The following is a 17,738-nucleotide window of genomic DNA, read 5'->3' as shown; positions in this document are numbered from 1 at the left end:
TTACCAAATTTTCCATTTATCAGAATCAACACAAATGGTTTTCTTTGGGATACGCATACCCAAAAATAATCCCGGATTTGCTGTATATGTCCCTATAAAACACAAAGAAGATGCCATAATATCCATTGCTGCAAAAAGGCGAATTAATTTTCTCCTTTTCTCTATTGGATCTTGTTTGACAAATAATGAATTATTGTATCCACTATCCTTTTCTTCACAAAGAGTCCAAAAACTATAATTAGGATACTTTATCTTGCACTCTTTGTAAATGTTGTAATCATCTGTAAGTAAAAATATATTATTACATACTAACAAATTAGATTCTTCAAGTTTCTTAAAATAAGTATCAATAGAAAATAACTGATGCTCAAAAACTTTATCTCCTCCCCTAATGTGCATACTTAAGTACACTAAAGGTAAATTCAGCTTTTGAATAATTTTTTCTATTTCAGATTTGACTGCTTCATTATAGTGCCACGTCATATTTAAGAAAGCACCACATGCATTTCTAAAATCTCCATGAATATTTAATTCTGGAAAATCGTAAAAACGTTTCTGAGAAGCACTACTACGTGCTTTTCCGTAAATATCTTGTGTTAGTAAAGATTTATTCCAAAAATAGACATAGGGTCTCAAATTATCAAATAGAGATATTTTCTGATTTTTGAATATAGACTTTACTAAATATCTCCAATCAACTGTTTTCTGATGAATACTCTCATCATTTATCACTTCTTCACAGAATGGTTCAAAAAAATCAGTCCAACCATTCTTTACTGCGAAATTAGCATGCATAGAATCCAATCTAAATCTAATTTTATGCTGCATGCAATATAACATACAAACAAGCATATTATTATATTCAGAAAAGAAACCACCACTTATTCCTAATCTAAAAATCACAGATTTATCAAAAGAATTATTCAGCCTAATATAATTATTTATATCATTCATACTACACTACTTTTTTTCAAAAGGAAATATACGCATTCTTTAAAAATAATAGAATTTCCATAATTCATAATAGCTATGTATAAAACAGAAACAATGAAAATTTTCAACGCTAATAACAAAAAAATATTTTCTATGAAGAACAAAACATAATGACAAACTATAATTGAAACCAAAATTGATACAAAATATGGTATTATATCTTTTATCACAGAAAACAAATTTATACTTACAACCCTATTTGTGATAATATGCCACAACAAAAGCCCAATTACATTAGCTATTACAAATCCAACTACCATAAAATAAATACCAAAGTAAGAAAAGCAAACTATAAACAACAATTGTAAAGTGCTATTAATCACTACTCCATATAAATACAAGTCAGACTTACCATGTGAAATTAATAAATTTGTATACAACGACTGTAAATACCAAAAAGCACCCCAACAGCAAAATATTTGTAAAAAAAGAACACTTGGAGACCATTTTTCACCTAAAAAGATGAGGACAAATTCTTTTGCCACAAAAGCAAATCCAAACATTAACGGGAATGAAATAAAAGCTCCAAAGCGAACCATTTTTCTAAACATATTTCGCTGCCTATCTTTGTCAGCAACAGATTGTACTAAAACAGGCTGTGCAACCCCATTGATCATACCTCCTACAAACGAATTACCCATTCCCATCCATTTTTGTCCTTGTGAATAGAACCCAAGTTGTCTTGGACTATAGAATTTCCCCAAAATAACAGAAAATATATTATTACTTATCTGAGTAAATACATTTGTAACTATTAATTTTGAACTAAATCTAAACATAGATTTTAAAGGTCTCCAATCTATCAAGAATGTGGGATTCCAAGGAGAATAACAAAATTTCAACAACGAACCTATTCCTATGTAAGCTGTAGTCTGTATTGCCAACCCGTAATAAGCAAAACCATTCAAAGCCAATAACACTCCAATAGTACCCGAACAAATTAGTGATATGATATCAATCTTTGCTCGTTCCTTAACCATCAGATTCTTAAACATATAAGCATTCGATGCAATTCCAAAGCCTCCAAACAAGAAACTTAAAAAGACAATACGAGACAAACCTATTAATTCCGGTTTATCATAAAATTGGGCAATCAATGGTGCACAAAAGAAAAGGATCAAATAGAACAATACACCTGTTAGCGTACTAAACCAAAACACGGCATTATAATCCTCATGTCGTATCTCCTTTTGATTGGTAAGTGCCGCAGTAAAGCCGCTCTCTTGAATCGTTGAAGCAATCGCGCTAAAGATTGCCAACATTCCAACCATTCCGTAATCGGACGCATCAAGAATACGGGCTAACATAAGGCCGAACACCAAGTTCAACACTTGTTGCGCCCCATTGCTCAGCCCTCCCCAAAAGAGTCCTTTGGCTGTTTTTTCTTTCAGAGTTTGTTCTGCCATTTATTTTTTCTATTTCCCTTTTTCCAAGTCTTTCTATTCTTTCAAGCAGAAAGTGTAATAAGTTTCTCCATTTGCTCTAAGAATTCCACGGTTTTATCAATGAACGGCAATACTTCTTCCTCTGTTGCATCATACAAATCATCATAATCACCGGATTGGCGTAATTCATATAATCGAGAAAACAATCGACCGTATTCTCTTGTCAACAAATCTTTAGTTACAAACTGCGAACCTATCAAATGAATAACACCTCCATGCGTTTTTGCCATCAAACCTTTATCCAATAATAATGCCGAAGCCATGTGGAAAACAGCATAATAAAGCCGATTTCCTGCTAAATTCCAAAATCCTAACTTGGCAACCTCACGCGCTTCATTCAAACTTGCATAAGCTTTCTGCCGACGATAATTTATTATCGCCACCTTTTCATCTATCGTCAACATAACTCTATTCCTTCCAACTCTACATTCTTATAAAAAGGTGAAACTTTTCTTTTTACCCAATCATTAACCGTATAAAGTATAGGATGAATCTGGACATCGATATGCCAACCTAATTCAAAAAAGGGATAAGAATAAGTATCATGATCCGATTTTTCCAACTGTTCTTTATCCAAGAGAAGCAACAGATCCCAATCAGAATCCAAACGAGCGTCCCCTCGGGCTTGGGAACCAAACAATATAACACGTGCTCCGGATGGCAGTACTTGCTTAGCCGTCATTCGTATTGCTTCCATTACCTCTGTTTTTCCCATATTTTATGCTTTTTTATTTCACTTTGAATAGTTTTTTTTAGTACTTGTCGGATATTTTCATCATCTAACTGTTGTTTCATATCTTTATCCGACTGATACATACTTTTGACCCGGATGGTTCGGCTTATCCGGTATCAAAGGGATTAACAAACCATATTCAACCAAGTCACTCACATACTGTTTGATGTTCTTTGATTGATAAGATACTCCCAAATAAGACAATATTTCCCGACTACTATGAGCTTCCCTGCAATAACACAAAACAGCCTCTTGCCTTTCCGATAAATTATGACCATCAAATCGGTTGGTAACAGGGTTACTAACAGGGTTGGTAACAGGGTTACTAACAGGGTTGGTAACAGGGTTACTAACAGGGTTGGTAACAGGGTTGGTTATACTTTCATCCAATGGAATCTCCAACCGCATCCGATCCGGTGAAAAAGATTCTCGCAAAACAGGCTGTTCTTGCCCCAACTGTTCCCAAACATAACGTAAATTCTGTAAGCCACTACCGATACGTTCACCGATATCGACCAATACAAACATTTTAAACAAAATTGCATTACGCGGATCACTGATACCCCCTTCAAGAGCTTCATCCAATGTAATTCGCAATGTACCGGGATTCGAGATCACGACACGATCTTTATGTTTTTCAATCACAATTCCTCGACGTCCATTATAGTCCGCATGAATCAAAGCATTTGCCAATGCTTCACGCAAAGCGGAACGAGCCGGTGTCTCATCGATCCGGTCTAATCCATTGCGCAATTGAAACGGGACTTTCAGCCCTGCAATCAGACGATCGACTATTTTGAAATAAAAATCAAAAAGGTTTCCCGACCAATCTCCAGAAGCTGAGAAAACACGATCCGTATAACGGTTCCCGTCTTCGATCTCCCGATAGTCCAGGAAATAATTCGGATATTCGTTGGTGATCAACATCTCCGTACCGAACATCAAGATTCCGGCCAAAGTCGGATGGACAGCAGAAACGATGCTACTACGTTTGAGTGCACCGACTTTCAATAGAAACTCTACATCATCCAATGTATTCCAAACATGATCCGGTTTCAGATTTCGGAAACGCATCCTGAAACGATAAATCGTATCTTTATCCAGTTCCTGCCAATCGACATTTTCAACGATTGTATTATCTAAAGTTATATCCGCCTGGTCACGAAGCATCGCCTTCACCTCTTCTCGTTGGCAATGATAATCGCCATCGGCATTCCTTCGATATGTACCGGCAAACAGGTTATCATTAATAAAAACCGGTTTATAATGACGATCTGCACGAGGAACTTCAATAACGACAATGTCTTTATCTTCAATAGAAAGGGCATAAACCTGACGATTGAAAAGCAGGTTATCACTAACTTTTTGCTTATTATTGATTTGATTCCAAAAAGATTGGATAATCTTGCCACTGTCTTCGACACCAGAAACATAAAGTTCTTTCGTTTTCTTATCTTCCGACACGCCAAGCAATATGATTCCTCCATCCGTATTACAGAAAGCGGAATAACTTTCCCATACAGAAACAGGAACCTCTTTTTCTGCTTTCTTTGCTTCCAGCCGAAAACTTTCTCCCTGACGGATCAATTGCAAGATTTCTTCTTTCGTCATCTTCCTACGCAATGATAAACAAAGCCATTCTCTTCCAGTTCCTTCACATCGTAAATGTTACGGCCGTCCAAGATCAGCGGGGTTGCCATCAGTTTTTTGACGGCAGACCAGGAGGGCAAGCGGAATTCTTTCCATTCCGTGACAAGCAGGAGGGCGTCGGCATCGACTACCGCGTCATAGATATCCTTGGCATAATGGATGGTGTCTCCCAAACGATGGCGGGTCTCTTCCATCGAGACAGGGTCGTAGACATACACTTCGCAACCGGAAGCCAATAACTTATCGATCAGTATCAGAGAAGGAGCTTCGCGCATATCGTCGGTTTCCGGCTTGAAGGCCAAACCCCACATGGCGATACGCTTGCCTTTCAGATCTCCCTTGAAATAATCGTCCAACTTGCGGAACAAGATGGATTTCTGTTCTTCGTTGACCTCCTCGACTGCTTCTAAGATACGCATGCGGTAGCCGTTCGATTTGGCTGTTTTGATCAGCGCTTTTATATCTTTGGGAAAACAGGATCCGCCATAGCCGATACCGGCATACAGGAAACGGTTGCCGATGCGGGCATCCGAACCGATTCCCTTACGCACCATGTTCACGTCGGCACCGACAATTTCGCACAGGTTTGCAACATCGTTCATAAAGCTGATACGGGTAGCCAGCATGGCGTTGGCTGCATATTTCGTCATCTCGGCGGATGGGACATCCATGAAAATCACACGGAAATTATTCAGCAGGAACGGACGGTACAAACGGGTCATCAACTCTTTTGCACGCTCGGATTCGACGCCTACGACCACACGATCCGGACTCATGAAATCCTTGATCGCCGCACCCTCTTTCAGGAATTCGGGGTTCGAAGCGACGTCGAACTCGATCGACAAGCCCCGTTTATCCAGTTCCTCCCGGATCGTCTCGCGGACCTTGCGGGCCGTGCCTACCGGAACGGTGCTCTTCGTCACGACAAGGAGATGTTTGGTCATGTTGCGGCCGACGGTACGGGCTACTTCGAGCACATACTTCAGGTCGGCACTGCCATCTTCGTCGGGAGGAGTACCTACGGCGCTGAAGAGGACTTCGACCTCGTTCAGACATTCTGTCAAATCGGTTGTGAAATGGAGACGGCCGGCTTGTTGGTTACGATGGACCATCTCTTCAAGGCCGGGTTCGTAGATAGGGATGACACCTTGTTTCAGGTTTGTGATCTTTTCGGCATTTACGTCAACGCAGAAAACCTCGGTTCCCATTTCGGCAAAACATGTACCAGTAACAAGGCCCACATAACCTGTCCCGACGATAGCTATTTTCATGATTTTATAATCAAATAAAAGTTATGATTAAGTGCCTCCAACCAGAGTTTCGGGCACACAAAGGCTCGTCACTCCCATACGGAAAACGACGAAAACGCCACAAAGATAAGAAATTGGAATCATTACGCACCTTAAAATCGAGTTATTTGTACGAAAGGCTCAATCCTCCTATTCCCGCCGACAAACCATCACGATCCGTTTTCATTCGGATGCAAGTGTAATTTGTTTTCGGCAATGTCAAGTATATGCATGACATTGCCGAAAACATACACGGTATTGTCGAAAATGTACACGACATTACCGAAAACAGATTACACTTGCATCTAATCTTAAATTGATAACGGAGATTTCATGTAATCATGGGGTGAAAACATTTTCTTTCCGCCAACCGGCACTAAAAATGAATTAATTGTGTAAATTTGCCGTTCAAACTAAATGACCGATGAGCGTAGTAATTAAAGAAGTTACCAGTAAGAAGGAACTCAAAAAGTTCGTAAAGTTCAATATCGAATTATATAAAGGCAATCCGTATCACGTGCCCGGCCTGATCGAAGAAGAGATGGTGACGTTGGATAAAAAGAAGAATCCGGCGTTCGAAGTGTGTGATGCTATCTACTTTTTAGCCTACCGAGACGGGAAGGTTGTAGGACGCATCGCGGGGATGATCAACCGCCGGAGCAACGAGACTTGGAACCAGAAATATGCACGTTTCGGGTTTGTAGATTTTATAGACGATGCCGAAGTGGTGGATGCCTTGTTCGATGCCGTAGAGAAATGGGCGAAAGAACAGGGGATGGAGGCTTTGCAAGGGCCGATGGGATTTACCGATATGGACCACGAGGGAATGCTGATCGAAGGATTCGACCAGATCGGGACGATGGCAACCATCTACAATTATCCTTACTATCCGAAGCAAATGGAACGTATGGGATATACGAAAGACCAGGACTGGCACGAGTTCAAGATATATATACCGGACGGAGTGCCGGAAAAACATTTGCGTATCGGTGAGATCGTAAAGAAGAAATACGGCTTGAAGGTCATGAAGTTCAAGAATGCGAAATCGATCATGCCGTACGCGCAGAAGGTGTTCCGGACATTGAACGAATCGTACGCGCCGTTATACGGATTCGCACGCCTGACCCAAAAGCAGATCGACTACTACATTAATATGTACATACCGATGCTTCGCTACGACCTGGTGACGCTTATCGTCCGCGAGGAAGACGACGAAGTGGTCGGCTTCGGCATCTCGCTCCCCAACCTGTCCAGGGCGATGCAGAAAGCGAAAGGACATCTTTTCCCGTTCGGCTGGATTCATCTGCTGAAGGCTTTGAAGAGCAAACCGAAAGTGATCGACCTCTACCTGACGGGGGTCTTGCCTGAATATCAGAGCAAAGGCGTGAACGCGCTGCTGTTCAACGACCTGATCCCTGTCTACAGGAGTGTCGGAGCCGTTTATGCGGAAAGCAATCCGGAGCTGGAGACAAACAATGCCGTACAGGCGCAATGGGATTACTTCAAACGCGAACATCACAAGACAAGAAGAGCATACATTAAACAGTTGAAAGGGAAGAGTTGAAAGGGGAAAGTGATTCTTTATTTTCTTATTCCCAGTCTTTCAATTTTCAACTTTCAATTTTCAATTTTCAAAATGGACGAACTTAATTCAACAATGCAACAGCCGACAGCGTACAACGATGACGACATCAAGACGCTTGACTGGATGGAACATATCCGTCGCCGCCCCGGTATGTATATCGGGAAGTTAGGAGACGGTAGTTATGCCGATGACGGTATTTATGTATTGCTGAAAGAGGTGCTGGATAACTCCATCGACGAATATATGATGGGTTACGGTAAAACCATAGAAGTGACCGTCGAAGAAGGCACCGTCTCCGTACGCGACTATGGCCGCGGTGTTCCACTGGGCAAGGTGGTCGATGTCTCCAGCAAGATGAATACCGGAGCGAAGTACGACAGCAAGGCTTTCAAAAAGTCGGTCGGATTGAACGGGGTCGGCATTAAGGCGGTGAATGCGCTGAGCAGCTATTTCCTGATCGCCAGTTACCGGGACGGCGAATGCAAGCGGGTGGAATACAGCAAGGCGATCATTACGGAAGACGCGCCTATCTGCCCGGCGGAAGAGCCGAACGGAACGCTTATCTACTTTATTCCGGACAAGGAGATATTCAAGGATTACCAGTATAAGGACGAATACATCGAGAGCCTGCTGAAGAACTACGTGTTCCTCAATTCCGGACTGACGATCGTCTTCAACGGCAAGAAGTTCCACTCACGCAACGGCCTCGTGGACCTGCTGAACGAGAACATGACGACAGAGCCTTTATATCCGATCATCCATTTGAAGGGAGAAGACATAGAGGTGGTCATTACCCACAGTAACCAGTACGGTGAAGAATACTACTCGTTCGTCAACGGCCAGCACACGACGCAAGGAGGCACGCACCTTTCCGCTTTCCGCGAAGCGTTGGGACGTGTCATAAAGGAATATTACAACAAGAATTTCGAATATTCGGACATACGCGCCGGCGTGGTGGCGGCCATCAGCATCAAGGTGGAAGAACCTGTGTTCGAAAGCCAGACAAAGACCAAGTTAGGTTCGAAAGACATGGGACCGGACGGGCCTTCGGTCGGCAAGTTTGTCGGGGACTTCATCAAGAAGGAACTGGACAACTACCTGCACAAGAACGCAGAGACATCGGATGCCCTGCTGCGCAAGATACAGGAATCGGAAAAGGAACGCAAGGCGATCGCCGGTGTGACCAAGCTGGCCCGCGAACGGGCTAAGAAGGCGAACCTGCACAACAAGAAGCTGCGCGACTGCCGTATCCACCTGAACGACACAAAAGGCGACAACCTGGAAGACAGTTGCATCTTCATCACCGAGGGAGACTCGGCAAGCGGCTCCATCACGAAAAGCCGCGATCCGAACCTGCAAGCAGTGTTCAGCCTTCGCGGTAAGCCGTTGAACAGTTTCGGGCTGACCAAGAAGATCGTGTATGAGAACGAAGAGTTCAACCTGCTACAGGCTGCATTGAACATAGAAGACGGATTGGAAGGTTTGCGCTATAACAAAGTGATCATTGCGACCGATGCCGATGTGGACGGTATGCACATCCGCCTGTTGCTGATCACCTTCTTTCTCCAGTTCTTCCCGGACCTGATCAAGCGGAATCATGTCTATATCCTGCAAACGCCGCTGTTCCGCGTGCGCAACAAGCAGAAGACTTGGTATTGCTACAGCGAGGAAGAACGCGTGAACGCAATCGCCGCCGCCGGGAAAAGCGCCGAGATCACCCGATTCAAAGGGTTGGGAGAGATCTCGCCGGACGAGTTCAAGCATTTTATCGGAAAAGATATCCGCCTGGACCCGGTAACCATGAAGAAAGAAGACCTGGTGAAAGATATGCTGGAGTTCTACATGGGCAAGAACACCATGGAACGACAGAACTTTATCATAGATAACTTAGTTGTAGAAGAAGACGTTGTCAATTGACAATTGAGAATATGGAGAATAAGATAAAAACAGGAGAGAGACAGGAATCGGCCGATAATTGTCAATCAAAAAGAATCGCTCTTTTTCCCGGGACGTTCGACCCTTTCACGATCGGGCACGAATCGCTGGTAAGCCGTGGGCTCGAACTGGTGGACGAGATCATCATTTCGATCGGTATCAACGACACGAAGCGGACCCATTTCTCGTTGGAGAAACGATTGGAGGCAATCCGGGAACTCTACAAGGATGAACCGCGCGTACGGGTCATGTCGTACGACTCGCTGACGGTCGATTTCGCCCGACAGATGAATGCCGGTTTTATCCTGCGCGGCATTCGTACGGTGAACGATTTCGAATATGAAAAGAGCATAGCCGACGTGAACCGCAAGCTGAGCGGGATCGAGACTTTTATTCTTTTTACGGAACCGGAACATACGCATATCAGTTCCAGCATCGTGCGGGAGTTGCTGCGTTACGGCAAAGATATTTCGCAGTTTGTGCCGAAAGGGACAAACCTTTATTAAAAAATAAAACAATGAAACGAATTTTCCTTCCACTCCTCATATTGAGTGTGTTTGCCGCTTCGATGTCGGCACAGCGCGGCAACAATGTAGAAGCCCGCAAGCTCCAGTTGGCCCTGTATGCCATCTCCAACCTATATGTAGACTCTACAAACGAAACGAAGTTGGTGGAAGATGCCATCGTCGGCATGCTGGAAAAGCTGGACCCCCACTCTACCTATACGGACCCGGAAGAGACGAAAGAGATGACGGAACCGTTGCAGGGCAACTTCGACGGGATCGGCATCCAGTTCAACATGCTGACGGATACTTTATATGTGATCCAGGTAATTCCCGGAGGACCGTCGGAAAAGGTCGGCCTGATGGCCGGCGACCGCATCATCATGGTGGACGACACGCTAATTGCCGGCGTCAAGATGAAGAACACGGATGTGATGAAACGCCTGCGCGGCCCGAAGAACACGGAAGTGCGGGTGAAAGTCCTGCGTGGCGGAGTGCCCGACCTGATCGAGTTCAAGATCACACGTGGAAAAATTCCGGTATACAGCCTGGATGCCGCTTATATGGCAGATAAGACTACCGGATACATCAAACTGAACCGCTTTGCCGCTTCGTCGGCCGACGAATTCCGGGAAGCCTTGGAGAAACTGAAGAAACAGGGAATGAAAAACCTGATCCTCGATTTGCAGGGAAACGGCGGGGGATATCTGAACATCGCGATCGACCTGGCCGACGAGTTTTTGGGCAAGGACAAGCTGATCGTTTATACCGAAGGGAACAAGCAACCGCGCGAAGAAGCCAAATCTTCGGCTCGCGGAAACTTTGAAGAGGGACGCCTGGTCGTGCTGGTAGACGAAACATCCGCATCCGCCAGTGAAATCCTTTCCGGCGCAGTGCAGGATTGGGACCGAGGCGTGGTCGTAGGCCGCCGCACGTTCGGGAAAGGGTTGGTACAGAAACCGATCCCTATGCCTGACGGTTCGATGATCCGCCTAACGGTTGCCCGCTATTATACGCCTACGGGCCGTTCCATCCAGAAACCGTATGAAAACGGCAATCAAGAGCAATACAACCACGACCTGATCGACCGCTACAACCGAGGCGAGCTGATGAGCGCAGACAGTATTCATTTCCCCGACTCAATGAAGTACAACACGCTGGAAACGAAACGCATCGTGTATGGCGGCGGAGGTATCATGCCGGATGTCTTTATCCCGGTCGACACGTCGCGCTACACGGATTATCACCGCAGCGTCGTGGCTGCCGGCCTGGTGAACCGCATCGCCATGAACTATCTGGACCGCCATCGTGCCGAACTGAACAAGAAATACCCGAAGTTCGTCCAATACAAGCAGGACTTCAACGTGACGGACGATATGATGCAGGAACTGGTCGCACTGGCTAAAGACGAAAAGATCGAGTTCAAGGAAGAACAATATAACCGTTCCAAGCCGCTTATCATGCTACAGATCAAGGCGCTTATCGCACGCGACCTGTACGACATGACCGAATACTTCCAGGTCATCAACGACGACAACGAAAGTTTCCAGGAAGCCTTGCGCCTCATCAACGACGAACAGCGGTACGAAAAAGAATTGGGACGGTAAATACAAATTTAGTTTATGTACTGGACGCTTTTTCTGACATTCGTTAAAATAGGGACTTTCACTATCGGGGGAGGATATGCGATGCTGCCCCTGATACAACGGGAAGTAGTAGATAGAGGATGGCTTTCGAAGGAAGATTTCATCGATCTCTTTTCCGTTGCCCAGTCCTTGCCCGGCATCTTTGCCGTAAATATTTCCATTTTTGTAGGATATAAGTTGAAAAGAATACCGGGGGGCATTGTTTGTGCCTTGGGCAGCATTCTTCCCTCCTTTTTTATCATTTTGGCTATCGCGCTGTTCTTTACGCACGTGCAGGACAATATATGGGTGGAGAAGGCATTCAAAGGATTGCGCCCGGCGGTTGTCGCCCTGATTGCCGTACCTTGCCTGACGACGGCGCGTTCGATCAAGATGAGTTATAAAGAACTGATTATCCCTATCGCTGCCGCACTGCTGATCTGGAAATGTGGCCTGTCTCCCGTGTGGGTCATCCTGGCAGCTATCATAGGAGGACTTGTTTACGGACTGAAAATAAAGAAAGATTGATATGATCTGGTTACAATTATTCTACGTATATCTGAAAATCGGAATATTCGGTTTCGGCGGCGGCTACGCGATGCTCTCCCTGATACAGGCGGACGTGGTGGACCGCTACGGGTGGATCTCGTCACAGGAATTTACGGATATCGTCGCAATCTCGCAAATGACCCCTGGCCCGATCGGGATCAACAGCGCTACCTATATCGGATATACAGCCATCCACAACGCCGGCTATTCCCCCGCGATAGCCATATTAGGTTCCTGCCTGACGACATTTGCCGTCTGCCTGCCCTCTTTCCTGTTAGTGCTCGTCATTTCATACGCCTTTGCCAAATTCAGGAACAATAAATATGTGGCAGCCGCTTTCTACGGCCTTCGCCCGGCAACGGTCGGCTTGATTGCCGCCGCCGCACTGCTGTTGATGAACAACGAGAACTTCATCGACTACAAAAGCTTCCTGATCTTCGGGGCCGCGTTTCTCCTTACCTGGAAATTTAAGATCAACCCGATCCTGATGATCATCCTGGCAGGTATCGCCGGAATTGTCTTTTACTAAACCGTTCATCGATAGAAAATCCCGTTTTGTCGAGGAAACATTCCTCTTTTTCTAATCTGATTGTACAGTTTTTTATCTCGTTGTAGTTTTGCTTTCGTAAAAAGGTAAAAAGATTGTTAGGTTGCAAAAACGAAAGCATTATGAAACAGATTTCTTCCATACTCCTCTCTTGCCTGCTTCTCCTGCCTGCCGGGATGAAAGCAGAGGAAGACGCACCCAAGCAATGGACGCTTCGCGATTGTATCGATTATGCATTGGAGCATAACATCACCATTCAGCGAAACCGTATCAATGTCGAAAGTGCCCAAGAAGACGTAAAGACAGCCAAGGCGGATTTTCTGCCTTCCCTGAGCGGAAATGTCAGCCAGCGTGTCGTCAACCGTCCGAACAGTGCAAGCGGTACTATCATCAGTGGCGATAACATCACGACAAGCCAAAGCAAGACTTCGTACAACGGCAGCTACGGCATCGATGCCAACTGGACCGTGTATAACGGCAGCAAGCGTGTGAACACCGTCAAGCAACAGATGTTGAACAACCGCATCGCTGAACTGAACGTGAACGAAAGCGAAAACTCGATCGAAGAAAATATCACCCAGTTGTATGTGCAGATCCTCTACTCCGCCGAGGCCGTCAAAGTGAACCGGTCGACGCTGGATGTGAGCCAGAAGCAATATGAACGAGGACAGGAACTTTTCAACGTCGGGAGCATCGCTTCAAGCGACCTCGCCCAACTGGAAGCACAGGTCAGTAGCGACAACTACCAGTTGGTGACTTCCGAAGCTACCCTGCAAGACTACAAATTGCAATTGAAGCAACTGTTGGAACTCGACGGAGACATCGAAATGGATCTCTATCTGCCACAGTTGAACGACAGCAACGTCCTGATCCCGCTCCCCTCAAAAGACGATGTCTACAACACTGCTCTCAGCCTCCGCCCCGAAATAGAAGCCGGAAAGCTGAATGTGGAGACCTCGGACCTGAGCATCAAGATGGCACGTGCAGGCTATCTCCCGACCTTAAGCCTCAGCGCAGGTATCGGAAGCACAAATGCCAACGGTAGCGACTTCAGCTTCAGCGAACAGGTCAAACGGAACTGGAACAACTCGTTGGGACTGACCCTCAGCATCCCCATCTTCGACAAACGACAGACAAAAAGCTCCATAAACAAGGCCAAGCTGCAAAAGCAGACCAGCCAGCTCGATCTGTTGGATAACCAGAAGACACTCTACAAGACCATCGAAAACCTTTGGCTGACCGCCAACAGCGCACAACAACAATATGTGGCAGCCTCCCAAAAGTTGAAGAGTACGGAGACAAGCTATTCACTCGTCAGCGAACAGTTCAACGTCGGCATGAAAAACACGGTTGAGCTGCTCACGGAAAAAAACAACCTGTTAAGCGCACAGCAAGAAACGCTCCAGGCCAAATATACGGCCATCCTGAACGCAGGCTTGTTGCGCTTCTACCAGGGAGAAGATATCAATTTGTTTTAAGACAATGCATTAGGAGTGAACTGCTAATGAATATATTCACTCTCTTTTTGTTTCGGTCCCTGCTTCGAGTTACTCTGGCAGGGACCTCACAAAAGGAACCGCTAACAAAGAAGAAATAAAAACAGATAAAGATATGAACAAGAAGAAACTAATCATCGGTATAGTAGGCGTACTGGTCGTAGCCGGCGGCATCTGGCTCTTCACGGGTAAAACGTCGAAAGGCGGTATCCGGCTCGAAACCGCCAAAGTGGGCCGCAGTTCCATCTCAAACACGGTAACGGCAACCGGAACAGTCGAACCGGTAACGGAAGTCGAAGTCGGTACGCAGGTGTCCGGCATCATCGACAAGTTGTATGCAGACTACAACGACGTGGTCAAAGCAGGACAGCTGATCGCCGAAATGGACAAGGTCAACCTGAAAGCCGAACTCGCATCCGCCGAGGCACAACTGGCAAGCAGCAAGAGCGAATACGAGTATCAACAGAAGAACTACGCCCGTAACAAGATCCTCTTCGAAAAGAAACTGATCAGCGACTCGGACTACGAAACGTCCACATACAACTACGAAAAGGCAAAAGCCGCCTACGAACAGAACCAGGCGTCAATGGTCAAGGTAAAACGTAACCTCGAATATGCGACCATCACCAGCCCGATCGACGGCGTTGTGATCAACCGCGCCGTTGAAGAAGGACAGACTGTGGCCGCCGGCTTCGAAACTCCGACCCTGTTCACCATCGCAGCCGACCTGACCAAGATGCAGGTGATCGCCGATGTGGATGAGGCCGATATAGGTAACGTAGAAAACGGACAACGCGTCTCCTTCACTGTCGATGCCTATCCGAACGATGTTTTCGAAGGCACAGTCATGCAGATACGCCTCGGCGACAGCGAAAGCTCCAGCAGCACTTCTTCTACCTCGACGGTCGTTACCTACGAAGTAGTGATATCGGCCGACAATCCCGATTTGAAATTGAAGCCGCGCCTGACAGCCAACGTGACGATCTTCACACTGGAACGTGACAACGTACTAACGGTCCCGACCAAAGCACTCCGTTTCGTACCGGATACACAGATTTTGACACAATTGGGCTACGTCGTCTCCGAATCCAACACGGAAACCTCTGCCGGAAAACGTCTCGTATGGATCAAGAACGGACAAGAACTGAAGCCGAGGACCGTTACCGTCGGTTCCACCAGTGGCAACATGATCGAAATAACCGACGGCCTGAACGAAGGTGAAGAACTGGCTGTCGACCTCGAAGCCTCTTCCATGGCTCCGGTTGCCGGAGCTGAAACAGAAAGAAGCCCGTTCATGCCAGGCCCTCCGGGAAGCAAGAAAAAGAATTGACAATTGAGAATTGACAATTAATCGCGTAGGGTAGGCTTCGTGCCTATCCTCAAAAAACAGAACAGAATGAAAGAGATAATCAAATTAGATAACATCAAGCGTGACTTCAAGGTCGGAGACGAAACAGTCCACGCCCTGCGCGGTGTCTCCTTCACGATCTACGAAGGTGAGTTTGTCACCATCATGGGAACATCCGGATCAGGAAAGAGTACCTTGCTGAACACGTTGGGCTGCCTGGATACGCCGACCAGCGGGGAATATTACCTCGACGGCACATCTGTCCGCACGATGGGCAAGAACGCCCGTGCCACCCTGCGCAACCGCAAGATCGGATTCGTCTTTCAGAACTACAACCTGCTGCCTAAAACGACAGCGATCGAGAACGTAGAGCTGCCTCTGATGTACAACCCATCCTATAGCGCAGCCGAGCGGTATAAGAAAGCAGTCGATTCGCTGATTGCCGTAGGCTTGGGCGACCGCCTGATGCATAAAAGCAACCAGATGTCCGGCGGACAGATGCAACGCGTCGCCATCGCACGGGCACTGGTAAACGATCCGGCCGTCATCCTCGCCGATGAAGCGACCGGTAACCTCGATACCCGTACATCTTTCGAGATATTGGTCCTTTTCCAGAAGTTGCATGCCGAGGGACGTACCATCATATTCGTGACCCACAATCCGGAGATAGCCCAATACAGCAGCCGCAACATCACATTGCGCGACGGCCATATCACCTCCGACACGGTCAACAAGAATATCCTGAACGCAGCAGAAGCTTTGGCACGGTTGCCAAAGAATGACGATTAATAATTATTCACATTAGCACATTATTCACTAATGAACGGAACAAACCTAATAAAAATAGCTGTCCGGGCGCTCGCCAACAATAAGTTGCGCGGCTTCCTCACGATGCTGGGCATCATCATCGGCGTGGCCTCCGTGATCACGATGCTTGCCATCGGACAAGGTTCGAAGCGAAGCATCCAAGCACAGATCAGCGAGATGGGGTCCAACATGATCATGATACAACCGGGCGCCGACATGCGTGGTGGTGTCCGTCAGGATGCCTCCGCTATGGAAACCCTGAAGTTGCAGGATTACGAAGATATAGTGAACGAAACACGCTTTGTCCCGGCTGTCTCTCCTTCCGTCAACAGCAGCGGGCAGGCAATCTACGGAGCCAACAATACCCCGACCACGGTCTACGGTATCAGTCCTGACTACCTGGAAATACGACGCTACAAGGTCGAAGACGGCGACATGTTTACCGAACAGGACATCCAGACAGCTGCCAAAGTCTGCGTTGTCGGCAAAACCGTCGTCGACAACCTTTTCCCTGACGGCAGCAACCCGGTAGGCAAGGTCATACGTTTTCAGAAATTGCCTTTCCGCATCGTAGGCGTGCTGGAAAGCAAAGGATACAACAGCATGGGAATGGACCAGGACGACCTAATCTTAGCTCCATACACAACTATTCAGAAAAAGGTCCTGGCCATCACCCATCTGCAAGGCATTACCTGTTCGGCTCTCAAAGAGGAATATACCGACCAGGCCATCGACGAGATTACCGAAATACTCCGCCGCAACCACAAGTTGAAGGATACCGATGATGATGATTTTACCATCCGTAGCCAGCAGGAGTTGAGCACGATGTTGACAAGCACTACGGATATGATGACTGTGCTGTTGGCGGCTGTGGCGGGTATTTCGCTGCTCGTCGGAGGTATTGGAATTATGAACATCATGTACGTCAGCGTAACAGAACGTACACGCGAAATAGGCCTCCGCATGAGTATCGGGGCAAAAGGCATCGACATCCTGGCACAATTCCTGATCGAGTCCATCCTGATCAGTGTGACAGGCGGTTTGATAGGTGTAGTCTTTGGAGTGGGCGCAGCCCTTGTCGTGAACGGGGTCGCCCACTTTCCAATCTACATCCAACCTTGGAGCGTCATCTTGTCGTTCGCCGTATGTACCGTCACCGGTATATTCTTCGGATGGTATCCGGCTAAGAAGGCGGCACAACTCGATCCGATAGAAGCCATACGGTATGAATAA

Annotated in this window: 16 protein-coding genes; 10 read left to right on the top strand and 6 right to left on the bottom strand. The window is 46.4% G+C overall.

All coding sequences use genetic code 11. The features are described from left to right. From BQ9893_RS16570 to BQ9893_RS16545, 6 genes are all read right to left on the bottom strand, one after another. Positions 1-954: a hypothetical protein gene (locus tag BQ9893_RS16570; protein ID WP_075966960.1), complete on the bottom strand. Its 954-nt coding sequence runs from the start codon at positions 952-954 to the stop codon at positions 1-3. Further along, on the bottom strand, positions 951-2,399 hold the full coding sequence (locus BQ9893_RS16565) for a lipopolysaccharide biosynthesis protein (protein ID WP_075966959.1): 1,449 nt from the start codon (positions 2,397-2,399) through the stop codon (positions 951-953). Before BQ9893_RS16565 ends, BQ9893_RS16570 begins: the two co-directional genes overlap by 4 nt. Positions 2,400-2,440: 41 nt before the next feature. Next, the gene (locus tag BQ9893_RS16560) at positions 2,441-2,842 is read right to left on the bottom strand and encodes a HEPN domain-containing protein (protein WP_075966958.1); all 402 of its coding nucleotides are present in this window, start codon (positions 2,840-2,842) and stop codon (positions 2,441-2,443) included. Continuing rightward, complete coding sequence (locus BQ9893_RS16555) at positions 2,836-3,153, bottom strand: nucleotidyltransferase domain-containing protein (protein WP_075966957.1); 318 nt, start codon at positions 3,151-3,153, stop codon at positions 2,836-2,838. Before BQ9893_RS16555 ends, BQ9893_RS16560 begins: the two co-directional genes overlap by 7 nt. An 84-nt stretch (positions 3,154-3,237) precedes the next feature. Further along, positions 3,238-4,782, bottom strand: coding sequence for an ATP-binding protein (locus tag BQ9893_RS16550; protein ID WP_075966956.1), 1,545 nt, complete (start codon positions 4,780-4,782; stop codon positions 3,238-3,240). Continuing rightward, positions 4,779-6,092, bottom strand: a complete 1,314-nt coding sequence (locus BQ9893_RS16545; protein WP_075966955.1) for a UDP-glucose dehydrogenase family protein — start codon at positions 6,090-6,092, stop codon at positions 4,779-4,781. Before BQ9893_RS16545 ends, BQ9893_RS16550 begins: the two co-directional genes overlap by 4 nt. Before the next feature lie 442 nt (positions 6,093-6,534). On the opposite strand from BQ9893_RS16545, the gene BQ9893_RS16540 reads away from it, so the two are divergent. The 10 genes from BQ9893_RS16540 to BQ9893_RS16495 all read left to right on the top strand — a co-directional run bounded on the left by BQ9893_RS16540 (position 6,535) and on the right by BQ9893_RS16495 (position 17,738). Beyond that, complete coding sequence (locus tag BQ9893_RS16540; RefSeq protein ID WP_075966954.1) at positions 6,535-7,674, top strand: hypothetical protein; 1,140 nt, start codon at positions 6,535-6,537, stop codon at positions 7,672-7,674. 72 nt (positions 7,675-7,746) lie between these two features. Continuing rightward, positions 7,747-9,612 (top strand): DNA topoisomerase IV subunit B, encoded by a 1,866-nt coding sequence (locus BQ9893_RS16535; protein WP_075967416.1) that lies wholly within the window; start codon positions 7,747-7,749, stop codon positions 9,610-9,612. 11 nt (positions 9,613-9,623) lie between these two features. Beyond that, on the top strand, positions 9,624-10,136 hold the full coding sequence (gene coaD / locus BQ9893_RS16530; RefSeq protein ID WP_075967415.1) for a pantetheine-phosphate adenylyltransferase: 513 nt from the start codon (positions 9,624-9,626) through the stop codon (positions 10,134-10,136). Positions 10,137-10,147: 11 nt separating this feature from the next. Continuing rightward, complete coding sequence (locus tag BQ9893_RS16525; protein ID WP_075966953.1) at positions 10,148-11,740, top strand: S41 family peptidase; 1,593 nt, start codon at positions 10,148-10,150, stop codon at positions 11,738-11,740. Positions 11,741-11,755: 15 nt separating this feature from the next. Next, positions 11,756-12,286, top strand: coding sequence for a chromate transporter (locus tag BQ9893_RS16520; RefSeq protein WP_075966952.1), 531 nt, complete (start codon positions 11,756-11,758; stop codon positions 12,284-12,286). Between the two features lies 1 nt (position 12,287). Further along, positions 12,288-12,836, top strand: coding sequence for a chromate transporter (locus BQ9893_RS16515; protein ID WP_075966951.1), 549 nt, complete (start codon positions 12,288-12,290; stop codon positions 12,834-12,836). 140 nt (positions 12,837-12,976) lie between these two features. Next, the gene (locus tag BQ9893_RS16510; RefSeq protein ID WP_075966950.1) at positions 12,977-14,332 is read left to right on the top strand and encodes a TolC family protein; all 1,356 of its coding nucleotides are present in this window, start codon (positions 12,977-12,979) and stop codon (positions 14,330-14,332) included. A gap of 133 nt (positions 14,333-14,465) precedes the next feature. Continuing rightward, positions 14,466-15,680: an efflux RND transporter periplasmic adaptor subunit gene (locus tag BQ9893_RS16505; RefSeq protein WP_075966949.1), complete on the top strand. Its 1,215-nt coding sequence runs from the start codon at positions 14,466-14,468 to the stop codon at positions 15,678-15,680. A 66-nt stretch (positions 15,681-15,746) separates the two neighbouring features. Then, a complete protein-coding gene (locus BQ9893_RS16500; protein ID WP_075966948.1) occupies positions 15,747-16,487 on the top strand; it encodes an ABC transporter ATP-binding protein in 741 nt (246 codons plus the stop codon). Between the two features lie 30 nt (positions 16,488-16,517). Continuing rightward, positions 16,518-17,738, top strand: coding sequence for an ABC transporter permease (locus BQ9893_RS16495; protein WP_075966947.1), 1,221 nt, complete (start codon positions 16,518-16,520; stop codon positions 17,736-17,738).

Source organism: Parabacteroides massiliensis, assembly GCF_900155425.1.
In the GTDB taxonomy this organism is placed as follows: domain Bacteria; phylum Bacteroidota; class Bacteroidia; order Bacteroidales; family Tannerellaceae; genus Parabacteroides; species Parabacteroides massiliensis.
Note: the sequence above shows the minus strand (reverse complement) of the source record. Positions and strands in the feature narration are given on the sequence as shown.